The sequence below is a fragment of the Pseudomonas shirazensis genome (genome assembly GCF_050496565.1).
GTDB lineage: Bacteria > Pseudomonadota > Gammaproteobacteria > Pseudomonadales > Pseudomonadaceae > Aquipseudomonas > Aquipseudomonas shirazensis_A.
Genome location: NZ_JBNWAE010000001.1, coordinates 465,178 through 483,302 on the forward strand (window position 1 = coordinate 465,178; position 18,125 = coordinate 483,302).

At 63.8% G+C, this 18,125-nt stretch carries 14 protein-coding genes and 1 pseudogene; 5 read left to right on the forward strand and 10 right to left on the reverse strand.

All coding sequences use genetic code 11. From position 1 onward, the window contains the following. Positions 1 to 3: 3 nt before the first annotated feature. A complete protein-coding gene (locus ACQZ2L_RS02050) occupies positions 4 to 1,788 on the forward strand; it encodes a monovalent cation:proton antiporter-2 (CPA2) family protein (protein WP_430324527.1) in 1,785 nt (594 codons plus the stop codon). 7 nt (positions 1,789 to 1,795) lie between these two features. Here the strand turns inward: ACQZ2L_RS02050 and ACQZ2L_RS02055 are convergent, their stop codons facing one another. Beyond that, positions 1,796 to 2,080 (reverse strand): HigA family addiction module antitoxin, encoded by a 285-nt coding sequence (locus ACQZ2L_RS02055; RefSeq protein ID WP_430324528.1) that lies wholly within the window; start codon positions 2,078 to 2,080, stop codon positions 1,796 to 1,798. A gap of 284 nt (positions 2,081 to 2,364) precedes the next feature. Here ACQZ2L_RS02055 and ACQZ2L_RS02060 point away from each other — a divergent pair, with 284 nt between their 5' ends. After that, positions 2,365 to 3,276, forward strand: coding sequence for a LysR substrate-binding domain-containing protein (locus ACQZ2L_RS02060; protein ID WP_430324529.1), 912 nt, complete (start codon positions 2,365 to 2,367; stop codon positions 3,274 to 3,276). A 229-nt stretch (positions 3,277 to 3,505) separates the two neighbouring features. Here the strand turns inward: ACQZ2L_RS02060 and ACQZ2L_RS02065 are convergent, their stop codons facing one another. The 4 genes from ACQZ2L_RS02065 to ycaC all read right to left on the reverse strand — a co-directional run bounded on the left by ACQZ2L_RS02065 (position 3,506) and on the right by ycaC (position 7,558). Then, complete coding sequence (locus ACQZ2L_RS02065; protein WP_430324530.1) at positions 3,506 to 5,347, reverse strand: amidohydrolase; 1,842 nt, start codon at positions 5,345 to 5,347, stop codon at positions 3,506 to 3,508. A 60-nt stretch (positions 5,348 to 5,407) separates the two neighbouring features. Continuing rightward, positions 5,408 to 6,226, reverse strand: coding sequence for an alpha/beta fold hydrolase (locus ACQZ2L_RS02070; RefSeq protein WP_430324531.1), 819 nt, complete (start codon positions 6,224 to 6,226; stop codon positions 5,408 to 5,410). Positions 6,227 to 6,282: 56 nt separating this feature from the next. Further along, a complete protein-coding gene (locus ACQZ2L_RS02075) occupies positions 6,283 to 6,849 on the reverse strand; it encodes an antibiotic biosynthesis monooxygenase (RefSeq protein ID WP_430324532.1) in 567 nt (188 codons plus the stop codon). A gap of 76 nt (positions 6,850 to 6,925) precedes the next feature. After that, positions 6,926 to 7,558 carry an isochorismate family cysteine hydrolase YcaC gene (gene ycaC / locus ACQZ2L_RS02080; protein ID WP_314875068.1) on the reverse strand — a complete coding sequence of 211 codons (633 nt, stop codon included), beginning with the start codon at positions 7,556 to 7,558 and terminating at the stop codon, positions 6,926 to 6,928. A gap of 228 nt (positions 7,559 to 7,786) precedes the next feature. Here ycaC and ACQZ2L_RS02085 point away from each other — a divergent pair, with 228 nt between their 5' ends. Further along, complete coding sequence (locus ACQZ2L_RS02085) at positions 7,787 to 9,214, forward strand: mechanosensitive ion channel domain-containing protein (protein ID WP_430324533.1); 1,428 nt, start codon at positions 7,787 to 7,789, stop codon at positions 9,212 to 9,214. A gap of 155 nt (positions 9,215 to 9,369) precedes the next feature. Here the strand turns inward: ACQZ2L_RS02085 and amaA are convergent, their stop codons facing one another. Further along, positions 9,370 to 10,656: an L-pipecolate oxidase gene (gene amaA / locus ACQZ2L_RS02090; protein WP_430324534.1), complete on the reverse strand. Its 1,287-nt coding sequence runs from the start codon at positions 10,654 to 10,656 to the stop codon at positions 9,370 to 9,372. A 99-nt stretch (positions 10,657 to 10,755) separates the two neighbouring features. Further along, positions 10,756 to 12,246 carry an L-piperidine-6-carboxylate dehydrogenase gene (amaB, locus tag ACQZ2L_RS02095; protein WP_430324535.1) on the reverse strand — a complete coding sequence of 497 codons (1,491 nt, stop codon included), beginning with the start codon at positions 12,244 to 12,246 and terminating at the stop codon, positions 10,756 to 10,758. A 136-nt stretch (positions 12,247 to 12,382) separates the two neighbouring features. Between amaB and ACQZ2L_RS02100 the strand changes: the two genes are divergently transcribed. Beyond that, complete coding sequence (locus ACQZ2L_RS02100; protein ID WP_430324536.1) at positions 12,383 to 13,273, forward strand: LysR substrate-binding domain-containing protein; 891 nt, start codon at positions 12,383 to 12,385, stop codon at positions 13,271 to 13,273. A 244-nt stretch (positions 13,274 to 13,517) separates the two neighbouring features. Further along, positions 13,518 to 14,912: a 2-oxoadipate dioxygenase/decarboxylase HglS gene (gene hglS, locus ACQZ2L_RS02105; protein ID WP_430324537.1), complete on the forward strand. Its 1,395-nt coding sequence runs from the start codon at positions 13,518 to 13,520 to the stop codon at positions 14,910 to 14,912. A 51-nt stretch (positions 14,913 to 14,963) separates the two neighbouring features. On the opposite strand, the gene ACQZ2L_RS02110 is transcribed toward hglS, so the two are convergent. The 3 genes and pseudogenes from ACQZ2L_RS02110 to ACQZ2L_RS02120 all read right to left on the reverse strand — a co-directional run bounded on the left by ACQZ2L_RS02110 (position 14,964) and on the right by ACQZ2L_RS02120 (position 18,034). Continuing rightward, the gene (locus tag ACQZ2L_RS02110; protein ID WP_375140266.1) at positions 14,964 to 15,830 is read right to left on the reverse strand and encodes a methyl-accepting chemotaxis protein; all 867 of its coding nucleotides are present in this window, start codon (positions 15,828 to 15,830) and stop codon (positions 14,964 to 14,966) included. Next, positions 15,825 to 16,946, reverse strand: a pseudogene (locus ACQZ2L_RS02115) (Cache 3/Cache 2 fusion domain-containing protein); the annotation flags it as partial. The pseudogene ACQZ2L_RS02115 and the gene ACQZ2L_RS02110, both read right to left, overlap by 6 nt. A 155-nt stretch (positions 16,947 to 17,101) precedes the next feature. After that, positions 17,102 to 18,034 (reverse strand): LysR substrate-binding domain-containing protein, encoded by a 933-nt coding sequence (locus ACQZ2L_RS02120; RefSeq protein WP_430324538.1) that lies wholly within the window; start codon positions 18,032 to 18,034, stop codon positions 17,102 to 17,104. Positions 18,035 to 18,125 lie beyond the last annotated feature (91 nt).

Genomic DNA, 18,125 nt, shown 5'->3' on the forward strand with positions numbered 1-18,125 from the left:
GCGATGCCACACGAAGGCAGCCTGCTGCAAACCGCCGTCATTTTCCTTCTTGCCGCAGTGATTGCCGTGCCGTTGGCCAAGCGCCTGCAGCTCGGCGCCGTCATCGGTTACCTGCTTGCCGGCGTAGCCATCGGCCCGCAGGTACTCGGCTTGATCCGCGACACTGAAAGCGTCGCGCATATTTCCGAGCTGGGCGTGGTCTTGCTGCTGTTCATCATCGGCCTGGAGCTGTCGCCGCGGCGGCTGTGGCTGATGCGCAAAGCGGTATTCGGCGTGGGGCTGGCGCAGGTGCTGCTGACTGGCGCGATACTCGGCGCCATCGCCCTGTTCGGCTTCGCCCAATCGCTGCCCGCTGCGCTGGTGCTGGGCCTTGGCCTGGCGCTGTCGTCGACCGCTTTTGGCCTGCAGACGCTGGCCGAAACCAAGCAGCTGAATGCCCCGCACGGGCGTCTGGCATTTGCCATCCTGCTGTTCCAGGACATCGCCGCCATACCCCTGATCGCGCTGGTGCCTCTGCTTGCCGCCAGCGGCCCGGACACCAGCCACGGCGACAGCCTGCAACACGGCCTGACCATCTTCGCCAGCATCGCCGTGGTCATCGTCGGTGGCCGTTATCTGCTGCGTCCGGTGTTCCGCATCGTCGCCCGCACCGGCTTGCCGGAAGTGTCCACAGCGACTGCGCTGCTGGTGGTGATCGGCACTGCCTGGCTGATGGAGCTGGCCGGAATCTCCATGGCCCTGGGCGCATTTCTCGCCGGCCTGTTGCTGGCCGACTCGGAATACCGGCACGAGCTGGAGTCGCAGATCGAGCCGTTCAAAGGGCTGCTGCTCGGCCTGTTTTTCATCAGTGTCGGCATGGGTGCCAACCTCAGCCTGCTGTTCGACACGCCGTGGCTGCTACTCGGTCTGACTGCACTGCTGATCGCCGTGAAGCTGCCGATGCTGATGCTGGTCGGGCGTCTGGGTGGCCTCAACACGGCCAATGCCCTGCGCCTGGGCGTCGTCCTGGCGGCCGGCGGCGAGTTCGCTTTTGTGGTGTTCAAGCTGGGCAAGGACCAAGGCCTGCTGGACAGCTACACCTATGACTTGCTGTTGATGACCATCACCCTGTCGATGGCCGCCACACCGCTGTTGCTGATGATCTGCGCACGCCTGCTCAAGCGCCCGCCAGCCACGCGTGAAGTGCCGGAACAGTACAAGGACATCCAGACCGATGCGCCGCGGGTGGTGATCGTCGGCATGGGCCGCATGGGCCAGATCGTGTCCCGCATCCTGCGTGCGCAGAAGATCCCGTTCATTGCGCTCGACACCTCGGTCGATGCCATCGAGATGACCCGCACTTTCGAGCAGGCGCCGGTGTTCTACGGCGACCCGATGCGCGCTGAAGTGCTGCACGCAGCCAAGGTCGGCGAGGCCGAATACCTGATCGTGACCACCGATGATCCAGAGATCACCACACGCACGGCAGAGCGGGTCAAACGTCTCTATCCACATCTGAAGGTGCTCGCCCGCGCGCGCAACCGCCAGCATGTGCACAAGCTGATGGACGTCGGCGCCGAGCCGATCCGCGAGACTTTCCACTCCAGCCTGGAAATGAGCCGCCGCGCACTGGTCGGGCTTGGCCTGTCGGACGATCAGGCCGCCGATCGCATCCAGCGCTTCGCCGAACACGACGAGCAGGTACTCGAAGCCCAGGGCCGCATCCGCGACGACCGTGCCAAGGTCATGCAGAACGCCAAGGAAGCACGGGTCGAGCTGGCGCGGTTGTTCGAGTCAGACGCCGACTGAGGCCGGCTCAGGCCAACACCAATCGACAGATAGGCGGATGCTCCCGCTGCGCGGCCTGCCACAGATCGTAGGCCGCCTGCTCCGCCAGATACTGGCGGGCAGCACCCAGGCCTGCCAGCTCAAGGCGATAAGCCAGGTCAGCTGACAACGCTGCGCGCCCATTGATGACCGCGGACAGTTGCCCGCGTGAGTAGCCAAGGTGGCGAGCCAGCGAAGAGACGTTCATGCCGATAGCGGGCAGGACATCTTCGCGCAGCGATTCGCCTGGGTGACTGGGATTGAACACAAGCATCGATCTCCAAGTAATCTGCTGCGTGCTATCAGCTGCAGTGCATCAGCACCCCAGCGCTACGCTCACGGGATTATTTCCAAGTGCGCAGTCTGTGCCTTGTGACCTTGAAATGCGCGGTGATGCATTCAGCCAAGCTCGTGGGAAAAATCCCAAGCAGCTATCCGCTCGCCACCCCGCGACCACAAAAAATCCCCCGCCCCCGCCACCCCTGGCCTGTTACGCTCCGTCTCGCTCGAGTCGCAAACACTCCGGCGCAGCAGCAAGCGACTGACCAGGAGACCCGCTTGGAAGACCTCAACTCGCTGTACTTCTTCACTCAGGTAGTCGAGCACGGTGGCTTTGCGCCTGCCGGGCGGGCGCTGGACATGCCCAAGTCGAAGCTCAGCCGGCGCATCGCCGACCTCGAAGAACGCCTGGGCGTGCGCCTGCTGCATCGCACCAGCCGGCATTGCTCGCTGACCGAAATCGGCCAGGAGTACTACCGCCGTTGCCTGGCCATGCGGGTCGAGGCCGAGAGCGCCGCCGAGGTGATCGAGCGCAACCGCAGCGAGCCGCGCGGGCTGGTGCGCATGAGCTGCCCGACCACCCTGCTCAACTCCTGGGTCGGGCCGATGCTGACTCGCTACATGCTCAAATATCCGCGGGTCGAGCTGTTCATCGAGAGCACCAACCGCCGCGTCGACTTGCTGCACGAGGGCTTCGATGTGGCGTTGCGGGTGCGCTTTCCGCCGCTGGAAAACACCGACATGGTGATGAAGGTGCTGAGCAACAGCACCCAGTGCCTGGTCGGGCGACCGGCGTTTCTTGAGCAGCTGCCGGTGGGCTTCGATCCGCAGCAGCTCAGCCAGCTGCCGAGCCTGCACTGGGGCGGCGCGCAGCGTGAGTATCAGTGGGAGTTGTTTCAGGGCGAGGACATGAGCCGCAGCATCGTCATCCCGCATACGCCGCGGATGGTCACCGATGACCTGTTTGCGCTGCGGCATTTTGTGGTGGCGGGGACTGGTATTGCGCACTTGCCGAAGGTGGCTGTGCGTGAGGATCTGGCCAGCGGGCATCTGGTGGAAGTGCTGCCGGGGTGGAATCCGCGCTGCGGTATCGTCCATGCGATCTTCCCGTCGCGGCGTGGCTTGTTGCCGTCGGTACGTTCGCTGATCGATCACCTGGCGGAAGAGTTTGTGTCCTGCGATATGGCTTGAGTGGGTTACAGCGACATCTGTCCCGAAGCCTGATCCTGAGTTTGACGCGATTCGTGTAGGAGCGGCCTTGTGTCGCGAAAGGCCAGCGTAGCTGGCCCGGCGATTCAGTGGCGTGGCATAAATCTTGGGGCCGCTACGCAGCCCTTTCGCGACACAAGGCCGCTCCTACAGGGATCGTGTATGTTCAGGCGACCCATTTACCTGTCGAAGCCGCCCTATTCCGATCAAATCAGAACGCGAAACACGAACAGCCCAGCGATCCCCAGAAGCCCTGGAAGTCACTCACCGGCACACTCGATTTGCGCGCCTTGTCATGGCTGTGCGCATGCACCCCACATGGCCCGGAACACTGATGCGGCATCGCTGCCAGCGACGGTGTACCCGCTCGCCAGTGCCCCGGCACCTTGGCTACCGGCGACCACTCAGGCAACACCGGCACCTGCGCCGGACCCAACTTGTCGAACTCGGCCGCCCCGTACACGACCTTGCCGTCGACAATGGTCAGCACCGACTCGATGCTCTTGATCGCCTCTTCACTGACGCTGAAGAAGTCCAGCGACAGCGCTGCCAGGTCAGCCAGCTGGCCGACCTTGAGCTGGCCCTTCTTGCCCTGCTCGCTGGAGAACCAGGCGCTGCCCTGGGTAAACAACTGCAGCGCGGTGTCGCGGCTCAGCCCTTCGGGGTACAGCTCCATGCCGCCGACGGTCTTGCCGCTGACCATCCAGTACAGCGAGGTCCACGGGTTGTAGCTGGACACCCGAGTGGCGTCGGTACCGGCACCGACCGGCACGCCCATTTCCAGCATGCGCTTGATCGGCGGGGTCTGTTCGGCAGCCTTGGCGCCGTAACGGTCGACGAAGTACTCACCCTGGAAGGCCATGCGGTCCTGAATGGCGATGCCGCCGCCCAGGGCACGCACGCGCTCGATGTTCTGCGGGGTGATGGTTTCGGCGTGGTCGAAGAACCACGGCAGGCCGTTGAACGGGATGTCGCGGTTGACCTTCTCGAACACGTCGAGCATGCGCGTGATCGACTCGTTGTAAGTGGCGTGCAGGCGGAACGGCCAGCGCTGCTCGACCAGATGGCGGACTACCGGCTCCAGCTCTTCTTCCATGGTCTGCGGCAAGTCAGGGCGCGGCTCGAGGAAGTCCTCGAAGTCGGCGGCGGAGAACACCAGCATCTCGCCAGCACCGTTGTGCCGGAGGAAGTCGGTGCCGCTGTGCAGCTTGACGCTGGAGGTCCACCTGCGGAAGTCGTCGAGCTCTTCCTTGGGCTTTTGCGTAAACAGGTTGTAGGCGATGCGCACGGTCAGCTGGTTGTTGTCGGCCAGCTCCTGGATCACCGAGTAATCGTCGGGGAAGTTCTGGTAGCCACCACCGGCATCGATCGCGCTGGTCAGGCCGAGGCGGTTGAGTTCACGCATGAACTGGCGGGTCGAGTTGACCTGATACTCCAGTGGCAGCTTCGGCCCTTTGGCCAGAGTGGCGTAGAGGATCATTGCGTTGGGGCGGGCGATGAGCATGCCGGTCGGGTTGCCGAACTTGTCGCGCTGGATCTCGCCACCGGCTGGGTTGGGCGTGTCCTTGTCGTAGCCGACGGCTTTGAGCGCGGCGCGGTTGAGCAGCGCGCGGTCGTACAGGTGCAGCAGGAATACCGGCGTATCAGGCGCGGCCTGGTTGATCTCTTCGAGGGTCGGCATGCGCTTTTCGGCGAACTGGAACTCGTTCCAGCCACCGACTACCCGCACCCACTGCGGAGTTGGCGTGCGCGCCGCCTGGTCTTTGAGCATGCGCAGGGCATCGGCTACCGAAGGCACGCCTTCCCAGCGCAGCTCAAGGTTGTAGTTGAGGCCGCCGCGGATCAGGTGCAGGTGCGAGTCGTTGAGGCCGGGGATCACCGTGCGCTGCTTGAGGTCGATGATCTGCGTGCTGTCGCCGCGCAAGGCCATGGCCTCGGCGTCGCTGCCCACGGCGAGAAAACGCCCGTCCTTGATGGCCACGGCGGTGGCGGTTGGGTTTTCACGGTCGACGGTGTGCAGCTTGCCGTTGAACAGGATCAGGTCGGCGGTCATGGGCAAATCCTTGGATTAGGGGCGGGAGCAGCGCGGAGTGAACCGCGCCGCCTCGGTGGCTTACTTGGCCAGGAACGCCAGCAGGTCTTCGTTCAACTGCTGTGCGTGGGTAACCGCAAAGCCGTGCGGCGCGCCGCTGTATACCTTGAACTCAGCGCCCTTGATCATTTCTGCTGCGCGCTTGCCAGTGGTTTCCATCGGCACGATCTGGTCGGCGTCGCCATGGATGACCAGGGTCGGCACGTCGATCTTGGCCATGTCCGGACGGAAGTCCGTGGCAGAAAACGCGCTGACACAATCCAGAGTCGCTTTCAATGACGCCAGCAGGGCGATGTTGAGGGTCTGCGCCTGCACCCCGGCGGAAACCGCCTGGCCTTTGTTGATGCCGTAGAACGGCGTGGCAAAGTCAGCCAGGAATTGCGCTCGGTCAGCTCTGAGGCCCGCCTGGATGCCTTCGAACACCGAAGCATCGACGCCATCCGGATTGCTCTCGGACTTGCCGAACACTGGCGTTACTGCGCCGAGCAACACCAGCTTGGCCACCCGCTCGCTGCCATGCCGGCCAATGTAGCGGCTGACGTCACCGCCGCCCATGGAGAAGCCCACCAGGCTCACGTCGCGCAGGTCGAGGTGCTCGATCAGCTGGGCGATGTCGTCGGCGAAGGTGTCGTAGTCATAGCCGGTCCACGGCTGGTCGGAGCGACCGAAGCCACGCCGATCAAAGGCAATCGCGCGGTAGCCGCGGCTGGCGAGAAACTCCATCTGGGTGTCCCACATGTCCGCATCCAGCGGCCAGCCATGGCTGAACAGCACGGGCTTGCCGCTGCCCCAGTCCTTGAAATAGATCGAAGTGCCATCGCGGGTTACGAACGTGCTCATATCGGTATCTCCAGAATATTAGGTAGGGGCTTGCACAGCGTAGCGTCAGAAATGTTTCAACCACGTAGCCAGTTGGCGCAGCGGCGGGTTACCCACGGCATGATGAAAAACACCACCGGCAGGATCACCAGCAGGTTGCCGATCAGGTTGCCAATGACCGGCCCGGCCAGTTGCGGCACGCGAGTGAACAGCGGTGCCAGCACGATCGGTACCAACATGGTCAACGGGCAGATCACCAGATAGGTCAGCACGGCCTGCTTCCAGCGCGGCGGCGCTGGCGTGTTGCTGCTGGCCGGGGTGAACCAGAACTCCGGGTCGTCATGCACATGGGTGTGATCGCCGTCTTCAAGCAGCGGCAGCACCTCGCTGACCAGTGCCTGGCGTTCAGCTGAATTGACCCATGCCTGCAGCAGTTCAGCATCGGCAAAACGCACCACGGTGGTGAAGTGGCAGCCACCGCCATCGGGGCGGATCACGTTGACGTCGAGGTGGCCCGGCTGCTGGCGAGCGGTGGTGACCGCGCGCTTGAGCCATGCCTCGTACTGCGCCAGCGCGGCGGCCCGCGCCTTGTGCTGGATGACCAGGGTCACCACGTTGCGGTTATCGACGGTTGCACTTTTCATGGGTGTTCCCTGGGCAAAGGCGACTGGCCATGGCCCACGCTGTTGCTGTGGGCCGGCGCTGGGTTGAGGGCGCGGCTTATTTGCCGGCGGCGGTCAGGGCGCTGTAGCTGGTCATCAGGTTGCGGTAGTCCGGGATGTGGTTGGAGCACAGCGCGCCGAGGCCTTCGATGTCGTTCCTCCAGTCGCGGTGCAGCTCACAGGCCACGCCGAACCAGTTCATCAGTTGTGCACCGGCGCTGCTCATGCGGTTCCAGGCGGCGTCACGAGTGATCTCGTTGAAGGTGCCGGAGGCATCGGTCACCACGAACACATCGAACTCTTCTTCCAAAGCCGACAATGCCGGGAACGCTACACACACCTCAGTCACCACACCGGCAATGATCAGCTGCTTCTTGCCGGTTGCCTTGACCGCCTTGACGAAGTCTTCGTTGTCCCAGGCGTTGATCTGGCCAGGGCGAGCGATGTACGGCGCATCCGGGAACAGCGCTTTCAGCTCGGGGATCAGCGGGCCGTTCGGGCCTTGCTCGAAGCTGGTGGTGAGGATGGTTGGCAGGTTGAAGAACTTGGCCAGGTCAGCCAGGGCCAGCACGTTGTTCTTGAACTTGTCCGGCTCGATGTCGCGCACCAGCGACAGCAGGCCAGCTTGATGGTCGACCAGCAGGACTACGGCGTCGTCTTTGTTCAGGCGGTTGTATTTGAAGTTGTTCATGGTTTGGTGCTCCGCAAGGGTCTTGGTTTCGAGTGAGTTGGGTGTTTCGCGTTGATGAGTAAAGATTAAAACCAAGCCCTTTGTGCGACTAGATAGCTAAATTTGTCTTTAGCGTTCTATTTGGTGAACGATGGTGATTAGGGCCTTGTGTTGCGACTACGGCCCGGTTGCTTGTCCCCCTCACCTAATCTTTACTACCCCTCAGCCCTCCCCCGCACCGAGACCGTCATGCTGGCGTTCATCCAGTCCTACCCGCTGTTGCTCGGCACCTGCTTGATCCTGCTTGATCTACTGCTCTGGCAATTGATCCCGCTGCAGCGCCAGCCGTGGCGTATCGCTGCGCGTCTGGCGATCTTTGTGTTGTTCAGCGCGGTGCTGTTGGCGGCGGGGATGAGCCCGTTGCAGCCGCCGCCGTGGGTCGATGATGTGGCGCGCAATCTGCTGGCGACAGTGCTGGCGATTGGCTGGTGGCTGTTTGCGGCACGGACGGTGACGGTGGTGTTCGGCGTGCTGCTGGGGGCGCGCGGCAGCCATGGCGGGCGCTTGTTACAGGACGTACTGGGGGCGTTGATCTTTCTGGTGGCGGTGGTGGCTGCGGCGGCCTATGTGCTGCAGTTGCCGGTCAAGGGGCTGCTGGCGACGTCGGGGGTAATGGCGATCGTGATCGGCCTGGCGTTGCAGAGCACCTTGAGCGATGTGTTCTCGGGGATCGTTCTGAATACCACGCGGCCGTATCAGATTGGCGATTCGATTTCGATCGACGGCACCGAGGGCAAGGTGGTCGATATCGACTGGCGGGCGACGCGGATGATCACTGCCAGCGGCAGCCTGGCGGTGGTACCCAACTCGGTGGCGGCCAAGGCCAAGCTGCTCAATCACAGCCGCCCGGCGGACCGCCATGGGCTGAGCATCAGCGTGGTGGTGCCGGCCAAAGTGCGTCCCAAGCGAGTGTTCGATGCGCTGGAAAAGGCCCTGCAGGGCACCTCTGCGTTACTCGCCACGCCTGCGCCCAAGGTCTCGGTGAAAGCCTCGACCTTGGAGTCGGTGGAGTATGAAGCCAGTGGTTTCATCGCCGACATGGCGCGCAAGGGCGAGGTGCGCAATCAGCTGTTCGACCTTGCCCACCGGCACCTGGAAGCCAGCGGCGTGATCTGGAATGCCGACCTGGCCTCGGCGCCTCGTAGCCGCCAGCGCGAGCTGCTGGATGAGGTGCGCCTGTTCCGCTCCCTGAGCAGCGACGAGCGCGACGAGCTGAGCCAGCACATGACGGCGGTGGAGTACCTGGTCGATCAGGTGATCCTTGGCATCGGCGAGCGTTCGCAACATGTGTTGGTGATCGCCAGCGGCGTGGTTTCGGCGTCGGTGCGCGACGGCGAGCGGCTGGTCGAGGCAGGGCGCATGGGGCCGGGCGAGCTGCTGGCCATTGAGGGTTTGGTCGATGAAGAAGAGTCGGCGGTGGAGTTCCGCACCCTGAGCGGCTGCGTGCTGTATCGGATCGACAAGGAACAGCTGCGCAGTTGCCTGGACCAGCGCAACGACGTGCAGATGGCCTTGACCAAGCTACAGCGGTTCCGCCGGCAGAGCCGAGATTCACTGCTGATGCAGAAACCGGCGCTGGTCAAGAAAGGCGGTTTTCTCAGTTGGCTGCATAAATAGCCCTGCCCGCCGCGGTCCTGTAGGAGCGGCCTTGTGTCGCGAAAGGGTCGCGTAGCGGCCCCAAGATTTCAGCTTCGCCGCTGAAACCCCGGGCCAGCTACGCTGGCCTTTCGCGACACAAGGCCGCTCCTACATCGACCGTGCAAGCTTTCAGGTTAGAGGACCACCCGCAAGCACTGGCCGGCGTGGTACAGCGAGAAGCCTGACTCATAGAACGCAGTCCGCAACGACGGCGCGCTGACGGCTTTCATCGGCGAGAACGGCAGCGGCAGGTGCTCGGGGTCATCCTTGAGCAGAAACTCGGCAAAGGCCCGGCCAATCACGGTACCGGTGGTATTGCCGCGGCCGTTGTAGCCGGTCACCGCGACCAACCCCGGCGCAGGTTCGAACAGGCGCATCAGGTGATCTGGGGTGAAGTCGATGCAGCCGGTCCAGTGCATTTCCCAGTCGACCTTGCCCAGCTCCGGGTAGTAGTGGCTCTGAATGCGGTCGGCCCAGCGCCGTACAAACCATGCCGGCTTGTTGTCGACCCGACCCAGGCTGCCGAGCAGCAGGCGTCCTTGGTCATCGCGGCGGATGCTGCTGAGTACAGTACGGGTGTCCCACGAGCCTTGGCCATGGGGCAGCACCTTGTCGGCGGCTGCGCCGTGCAGCGGTGCCGAGGCAACTTGGTAGTAATAGCCACGGAAGAAGTGCTTTTGCAGGTTGCTCCAGTCGCCCTCGGTGTAGGCGCCAGTGGAAATCACCACCTTATCGGCGCGGACCACGCCCTTGCCGGTGTTGACCTGCCAGCCAGCGCCATCGCGCTGCAGGCCTTCGACCGAGGATTGCTGGAACAGCTTGCCGCCCAGCCGCTCTACTGCAGCAGCCAGGCCTTGGGTGTAAGCCATCGGGTTGATGGTGCCGGCGCGGTGATCGAGCAGCGCGGCGGAAATCTTGTCGGTACCGCAGTATTCCTGGCACTGCGCCCCGGTCAGCAGTTCGACGTTGGCGCCGCGCCGGCTCCATTGCTGGTGGCGCGCCTCCAGGTCAGCCAGGCCGGTGGCGTTGTGCGCCATGTGCAGGGTGCCTTTGTGCTGGGCCTGGCAGTCGATGCCCAGACGCTCGATCATGGCAAACACCTCGGCGGGTGCCTCGCCCAAGGCCTTGTTCAAGCGGCTGCCCTGTTGTTGACCGAGGGTCGCTTCGACATCGTCGGGGCGAATCCAGGTGCCGGCGTTGACCAGGCCAACGTTGCGCCCGGAGCCGCCGTGGCCGATTTTCCAGGCTTCGACAACGATCACCGACTTGCCCTGTTCGAGCAGATGGATCGCTGCCGACAGGCCGGTGATACCGCCACCGATGACGCAGACGTCGGCCTTGTGCTCGCCCGCCAGGGCCTGCACGGCGACGCTCGCCGGAGTGACGTGTTCCCAGAGACATTGTTGACGCAATTCAGGCATGACCGGCCTCAGCTTATTTTTCTTGTTACGGTGTGGCCGCCAGGCGGCCGCTCGCGGCACGCGGCCGCGAAGGGGGGCCGAGACCCCCGCCTGCGATCATCAGTCGAACACGATGCCCTGCGCCAGCGGCAATTCGCGTGAGTAGTTGACGGTGTTGGTCTGGCGACGCATGTAGCCTTTCCAGGCATCCGAACCCGACTCACGACCGCCGCCGGTTTCTTTCTCGCCGCCGAACGCGCCGCCGATTTCTGCACCGCTGGTACCGATGTTGACGTTGGCGATGCCGCAGTCGCTGCCGGCTGCGCTCTGGAAGCGCTCGGCCTCACGCAGGTCGGTGGTGAAGATGCACGACGACAGGCCTTGTGGCACTTCGTTGTTCAGGCGCAAGGCCTCTTCGAAGTCGTCATACGCCAGCACATACAGGATCGGTGCGAAAGTCTCGTGGCGGACCACTTCGCTCTGCGCAGGCATCTCGGCGATTGCCGGGGTCACGTAGTAGCCGTTCGGGTACTGGCTGGCCAGCTGACGCTCACCACCAAACACCTGGCCACCTTCGTCACGGGCCTTGGCCAATGCGCCTTGCATGGCGTCGAACGACTGCTTGTCGATCAGCGGGCCGACCAGGTTGTTTTCGCGTGGGTCGCCGATGCGCACTTTGCCGTAGGCGGCTTTGACGCGGGCAACCACTTCGTCCTTGATCGAACGGTGCACGATCAATCGACGCAGGGTGGTGCAGCGCTGGCCAGCGGTGCCGACAGCGGAGAACAGAATGCCGCGCACGGCCAGATCAAGATCGGCACTCGGCGCAAGGATCATGGCATTGTTGCCGCCCAGTTCGAGGATGCTGCGGCCAAAGCGTGCGGCAACCCGTGGGCCGACTTCACGGCCCATGCGGGTGCTGCCGGTGGCGCTGACCAGCGGTACACGCGGGTCGTCGACCAGCGCTTCGCCGGCTTCACGGCCGCCGATTACCAACTGGGCCAGGCCGGCCGGTGCATCACCGAAGTCCAGCAGGGCTTTTTCGAACAGCGCCTGGCAGGCCAGTGCGGTCAGCGGAGTCTTCTCGGACGGCTTCCAGACCACGGCGTTACCGGCTACCAGCGCCAGCGCGGTGTTCCACGCCCACACGGCTACCGGGAAGTTGAAGGCGCTGATCACGCCAACCACGCCCAGCGGATGCCACGACTCACGCATATGGTGGCCAGGGCGCTCGGAGGCGATGGTCAGGCCGTACAGCTGACGCGACAGGCCGACGGCGAAGTCGCAGATATCGATCATTTCCTGCACTTCGCCCAGGCCTTCCTGGGTGATCTTGCCGGCTTCGATCGAGACCAGCTCACCGAGCTCGGCCTTGTGCTGACGCAATACTTCGCCGAACAAACGCACCAGCTCGCCGCGACGCGGGGCCGGCACAGTGCGCCAGGCTTCAAAGGCGGCGTGGGCCTGGTCGATGCAGGCGGTGGTCTCGGCCTTGCCGAGCAGTTTCACCGTGGCGATCTGGCTACCGTCGATCGGGGTATGAACAGGGTAGTCGCCCTGGGTGTAGGCCTGGGCGGCGACGCCAAGGCGCTCGAGCAATGCAGCAACCATCGTGCTTCTCCTAAATCGGCTGAAGGGTGGTAAATATGATGTGGATCAGTATTAATCCGATCACAGCAGTGCAACAAACGACCTTTATTCCGCATATCATTCCGTCAGGTCATGATCCCCTTGCATAGAGACTGCCATGTCGAAACGTCTGGTACCGTCGATGACGGCCCTGCAGTGCTTTGAAGCTGCAGCCCGTCACTTGAGCTTCACCCGCGCCGCCGAAGAGCTGCACCTGACCCAGAGTGCGGTCAGCAAACAGGTCGCGCAGCTTGAAGAAATGCTCCACCACCACCTGTTCCTGCGCATCCGCCGGCGCTTGCAGCTGACGCCTGCGGGCAGCCTGTACCTGGCCGAGGTGAACAAGATCCTCACCCAGGTCGACATGTCCAGCCGCTACATCCTCACCTACGGCGAGCAGACCGAGATATTGAAAGTAGCTACTCAACCGAGTTTTGGCGTGCGCTGGTTGATCCCGCACCTGAAAGGCTTTGGCAAACGCTACCCGAATATCCACCTGGATATCCGCAACGAGATGGAGCCGTTCTCGCTGTTGCAGGGCTCGGCCGACGTGGTGTTCTTCTTTGGCCAGGGCACCTGGCCGGGGGCGACCTGCGTGCAGTTGTTCGACGAGGAAGTGGTGCCGGTGTGCGCGCCTGAGCTGCTGCAAGGCCGCGAGTTGAGCGATGCCAGTGCGCTGGCCGAATTGGTGTTGATGCAGAGCACTTCACGGCCGGAGGCCTGGCATGAGTGGTTCCTGGAGCAGGGCCTGCATACTGATAACAGCTACCACGGGCCGCGCTTCGACACCTTCTATATGGCCTTGAGTGCGGCTCAGGCGGGCTGCGGCGTGGCGCTGGTGCCGCGTTATCTGGCGGAGAAGGAGCTGGCCGAGGGCAGTTTGGTGATTGCCTGGCAGCATGCTATGCGCAGTAATGGCGCGCATTATCTGGCGTATGCCGAGCATGCGGCTGAAGTGCCGAAGGTGCGGGCTTTGGTGGAGTGGACCAGAGATCAGCTTTCGGGCTGATAGTGTTGGGGCCGCTGCGCAGCCCTTCGCGGGCAAGCCCGCTCCCACAGGGTTATAGCTGCACCGCCGAACCCTGTGGGAGCGGGTTCACCGGGACGCCGGACCGCCGCGAAGGGCCGCAAAGCGGCCCCAACCAAGCAACATCAATCTTAAAGGGAATGACACCTCTACTTTTTTTCGCTTGTGGCGTCAGTCCATTCCCAGTTTTCATGTAATGGTCCAATTAACCACCAGGAAGCTTGCGATGCCCGCTCATGATTTCGTCAGCCCAGACAGCATCCGTGCGCAGTTCTCTGCCGCCATGTCGCTCATGTACAAACAGGAAGTGCCGCTCTACGGCACGCTGCTGGAGCTGGTCAGCGAAATCAACCAGCAGGTCATGCAGCAACAGCCGCAGGTCGCTGAGGCGCTGCGCTGGACCGGTGAAATCGAGCGTCTCGACCACGAACGCCATGGCGCCATCCGCGTTGGCACCGCCGCCGAGCTGGCCACCATCGCCCGCCTGTTCGCGGTGATGGGCATGCAGCCGGTGGGTTACTACGACCTGAGCTCGGCGGGTGTGCCGGTGCACTCGACAGCGTTTCGTGCAGTACATGAGCAGTCGCTGCACGTCAGCCCGTTCCGGGTGTTCACCTCGCTGCTGCGCCTGGAGCTGATCGACAACCCGCAATTGCGCGAGCTGGCGGCGAGCATTCTGGCCAAGCGGCAGATCTTCACCCCGCGGGTGCTGGAGCTGATCGCCCAATGCGAGCGCAACAACGGCCTCAACGCCGCAGACGCCGAGACCTTTGTGCAAGAGGCGCTGCACACCTTCCGCTGGCACCAGCAGGCGACGGTGACTGCCGAGCAGTACCAGCAACTGCATGACCAGCACCGGCTGATTGCCGATGTGGTGGCGTTCAAGGGCCCGCACATCAATCACCTGACCCCACGCACACTGGACATCGATGCGATTCAGCTGGGCATGCCGGCCAAGGGCATTCCACCCAAGGCCGTGGTTGAAGGCCCGCCAACCCGGCGCCACCCGATCCTGCTGCGTCAGACCAGCTTCAAGGCCCTGCAAGAGAAGGTCGCCTTCACCGATCAGGCCGGCAGCGAAGGCAGCCACACCGCGCGCTTCGGCGAAATCGAACAGCGTGGAGCAGCGCTGACGCCCAAGGGCCGGGCCCTGTACGACACCTTGCTCGATGCGACCCGCGCAGCCCTCGGCGGGGTGCCGGCCGAGGCCAATGCCGAGCGCTACCAGCAGTTGCTCCAGGCGCAGTTCGCCGAGTTCCCCGATGACCTGGCACAGATGCGCGAGCAGGGCCTGGCCTACTTCCGTTATTTCGCCACCGACAAGGGCCTGGCAGCGCGCAACGAAGCCGGCCGGCCGAGCACCTTGCAGGGCCTGATCGACGCCGGGCATGTGCATTTCGAGGCGCTGGTTTACGAAGACTTCCTGCCGGTCAGTGCGGCGGGGATCTTCCAGTCCAACCTGGGCGACGATGCCCAGGCCAACTACGGCAGCAATGCCAACCGCGAGGCATTCGAGGCGGCGCTGGGGTTGTCGGTGCAGGATGAGCTGGCGCTGTACGCGCAGAGCGAACAGCGCTCGCTGCAGGCCTGTGCCCAGGCACTGAACCTGAGCGCGCTGTAACCCTCGCCTGATTGCAGCCGCTACGCAGGCCGACCTGCGCGGCGGCGGCTGTCAGCGGACGCGGAAGCGATCCACTTCCTGGCGCAACTGCGCTGCCAGGCCTTCCAGCTCACGCGCGGTGGTGGCCAGTTCATTGGCCACATCGTGCTGCTCGCTGTTGGCCTGGGCGATGCTCTGCAGGTTGCGGCTGAGCAAGGTCGCGGTGCTGCTCTGCTCCTGAGTGGCAGCGCTGATCGCAGCAAACTGCTCACCGGCGTCACGGCTCTGCTGGTCGATCTGGGCCAGCGCATCAGCCACTTTGACGTTGCGCTCGAGGCCTTCCTGCATCAAACGGTTGCCCTGCTGCAGGGTGCTGATGGCGTGCCCGGTCTGCTGCTGGATGCTGCCGATCATTCCGGAAATTTCGTCGGTCGCAGAGCGCGTGCGTGCCGCCAGACCGCGGACTTCGTCGGCCACCACGGCAAAGCCGCGGCCCTGCTCACCAGCTCGGGCTGCTTCGATTGCAGCGTTGAGCGCGAGCAGGTTGGTTTGCTCGGCGATAGCCGTGATCACGCCGACGATGCCACCGATTTCCTGAGAGCGGGCGCCGAGGGTGTCCATCACTTCAGCAGTGCCGCCGAGGGCATCGGCGATCTGCCGTAGCGAGGCTGACGCCTCGTTCATCGCGCTGCGGCCAACCCGGGTGTGCTCGGCATTGTCGCGGGCCATGCGCTCGGTGCCGGCCATATTGTCGGCGATGTTCATCGAGGTGGCGCTGAACTCTTCGACGGCGCCAGCCATGCTGGTGATTTCGCCAGACTGCTGCTCCATGCCTTCGCAGGCACCGGACGACAGCCCGGCCAGCGAACGAGCACGGCCGCTGACCTGCTCGGAGGCGCTGCGGATGTGCGCAACCATGGTCGACAGTGCTTCACCCATCTGGTTGAAGCTGCGGGCCAGCTGGCCAATCTCGTCGTTGCTGCTGACCGTCAGGCGCGCACTCAGATCACCCGCGCCCAAGGCTTCGGCCTGGCGCAGCAGGTCGCTCAGCGGGCGCAGTTTACGCCGCAGCAGGAACAGCGTCGCCGCCACCGCCAGCAGCATGGCCAGCAGGCTGCCGATCGCCAGGCGCAGGCCGACACTCCAGGTCACGTCGCGAATCTCGGTCTCGGGCATGCTCGCCACAACTGTCCACGGGCCTTCGGCAAACGGCATGGCAACGCTGAAAATCTGCTGGTCGAAGTTGTCCCAGAAGCTGCCAGTGCCTGGCTCTGCGGCGAGGTTCTTGACAGCTTGCGCAGCCGCATCAGCGTCGCGCACATCAGCCGGTGGCACCAGCCACTTGCCTTGCTCGTCGAGCAGCGCCAGCGAGCCAGTGTGACCAATCCGGAAGCGCTTGAGGTTGGCGAACTGGGCGTTCTGCGCATCGGTGTAGTCGAAGCCGACGAACAACACGGCAATGACTCGGCCGCCGCCATCGCTCACCGGCACATAGCGGGTCATGTAGTTGCGGTCGAACAGTGCGGCGCGGCCGACATAGGTCTGCCCGGCCATCAACTTGGCGTAGGCCGGGTGCTGGCGGTCGAGCTGGGTACCGATGGCGCGGCTGCCATCCTGCTTGGTCAGCGAGGTGCTGATGCGGATGAAGTCATCGCCGCTGCGCACGAACACGGTGGCGACGCCGGCAGTCATCTGCTTGAACTCGTCGACCTGCTGGAAATCGTTGTTGAGCAGGCGCTCACCCAGATACAACGCTGGCGTGGCCTGGCCGGCGACGGTGGCGGTTTCACTGGCATGCAGGCTCAGACCCGAGGCGAAGCGGCGCTCGAACAGGCCGCTGAGGCGCTGGGTGTTGTCCTTCAGCGAGCCATGGAAGGTATCCAGCTGGTCGGCCAACAGCCGCGCTTCACTGGCCAGGTGTTCCTGGCGGGTGGCGAGGTTGGCGTTGTCCAGCGAACGCAGGGCAAACAGGGTACTGCCGGTGATCACCAGCGCCAGCACGATGGCGAGGGCGATACCGAGCTGTGAGGCAATCCGGGCACGGGGTTGAGGCATGTGCAAGCTCCTGGCAAGGGGCCGGGATCATCCTGATCGCGCTGACCGCCCGCTGCTTTCGACGGGTAATCGCGTCCTCTTGCGGGACGCTGGTGCCATTAAGTCGGCGTCGCGGACGAATACTTGAGTGTCTGACCGGGACATTCGCAAACGTTTTACTGCGCCAGCGCTGGCAGGATCTGCACGGCTGGCAAGTCCATTGCCGCCGCTTCTTCCTGGAGAAATCCGCTCAGGCGGCGCAGCCGCTCTGTGCCGGGCCTTGTGCGTGGCCACACCAGGTAATAGTCCATACCACTGGCCACTGCGGTCGGCCACGGCAGGCTTAGCCGGCCTTGAGCGACGTCTTCGGCCACCATCAACAGGTCGCCCATGGAAATCCCGTAGCCGCGCGCTGCAGCGATCATGCCCAGTTCAAGCGTGTCGAACACCTGCCCGCCCTTGAGCGAGACCTTGTCGGCCAGGCCCATGCGCGCCAGCCAGCTGCGCCAGTCGCGTTTGTCCGGGGTCGGATGCAGCAGCTCGATGCCGGCCAGGCGCTGCTCATCCCACGGCCCCTCGTCGATCAGCTGTGCAGCGCCGACCGGGATCAGCAGCTCGGAGAACAACCGCCGCACCTCCCAGTCAACCGGGAACTGACCGTCACTGAGCAATACCGCACAGTCGAACGGCTCGTGATTGAAATCGACATGATCGACGTCCATCCAGGCGCTGGTCAGTTGCACTTCGTTGCCCGGCTGCAGATGGCGAAAGCGGCTCAGCCGCGCCAGCAGCCAGCGCATGGTCAGGGTCGATGGGGCTTTCATGCGCAGGATGTCATCTTCGCCGCGCAAGGTATCGCAGGCGCGCTCCAGCGATGCGAAGCCATCGCGCACGCCGGGCAGCAGCATCCGCGCCGCCTCGGTCAGCTGCAGGCTGCGGCCGCTGCGCACGAACAGGCGGCAGCCGAAGTGCTCCTCCAGCGTGCGGATGTGCCGGCTGACGGCGCTTTGCGTAATCGATAACTCCTCGCCGGCGCGGGTGAACGAGGTGTGCCGTGCAGCGGCCTCGAATGCGCGCAGCGCATAGAGCGCAGGGAGTTGTCTGGACATGGGGCACCTGCAATACGGGGGGCACGAACTGGCATGGCAAATCATACATACATGAGTTCAACTCATGGCAACGATCGCATTTATCCTTTTG

What these genes read in the sequence shown, in the direction of transcription:
- ACQZ2L_RS02075 (WP_430324532.1), bottom strand. Translation starts at nt 6,849, where the DNA reads ATGAAAAGTGCAACCGTCGATAACCGCAACGTGGTGACCCTGGTCATC.
- hglS (WP_430324537.1), top strand. Translation starts at nt 13,518, where the DNA reads ATGCCCGCTCATGATTTCGTCAGCCCAGACAGCATCCGTGCGCAGTTC.
- ACQZ2L_RS02100 (WP_430324536.1), top strand. Translation starts at nt 12,383, where the DNA reads ATGTCGAAACGTCTGGTACCGTCGATGACGGCCCTGCAGTGCTTTGAA.
- ycaC (WP_314875068.1), bottom strand. Translation starts at nt 7,558, where the DNA reads ATGAACAACTTCAAATACAACCGCCTGAACAAAGACGACGCCGTAGTC.
- ACQZ2L_RS02085 (WP_430324533.1), top strand. Translation starts at nt 7,787, where the DNA reads ATGCTGGCGTTCATCCAGTCCTACCCGCTGTTGCTCGGCACCTGCTTG.
- amaB (WP_430324535.1), bottom strand. Translation starts at nt 12,246, where the DNA reads ATGGTTGCTGCATTGCTCGAGCGCCTTGGCGTCGCCGCCCAGGCCTAC.
- ACQZ2L_RS02110 (WP_375140266.1), bottom strand. Translation starts at nt 15,830, where the DNA reads ATGGGTGAAGCACTGTCGACCATGGTTGCGCACATCCGCAGCGCCTCC.
- ACQZ2L_RS02120 (WP_430324538.1), bottom strand. Translation starts at nt 18,034, where the DNA reads ATGTCCAGACAACTCCCTGCGCTCTATGCGCTGCGCGCATTCGAGGCC.
- ACQZ2L_RS02065 (WP_430324530.1), bottom strand. Translation starts at nt 5,347, where the DNA reads ATGACCGCCGACCTGATCCTGTTCAACGGCAAGCTGCACACCGTCGAC.
- ACQZ2L_RS02070 (WP_430324531.1), bottom strand. Translation starts at nt 6,226, where the DNA reads ATGAGCACGTTCGTAACCCGCGATGGCACTTCGATCTATTTCAAGGAC.
- ACQZ2L_RS02050 (WP_430324527.1), top strand. Translation starts at nt 4, where the DNA reads ATGCCACACGAAGGCAGCCTGCTGCAAACCGCCGTCATTTTCCTTCTT.
- amaA (WP_430324534.1), bottom strand. Translation starts at nt 10,656, where the DNA reads ATGCCTGAATTGCGTCAACAATGTCTCTGGGAACACGTCACTCCGGCG.
- ACQZ2L_RS02055 (WP_430324528.1), bottom strand. Translation starts at nt 2,080, where the DNA reads ATGCTTGTGTTCAATCCCAGTCACCCAGGCGAATCGCTGCGCGAAGAT.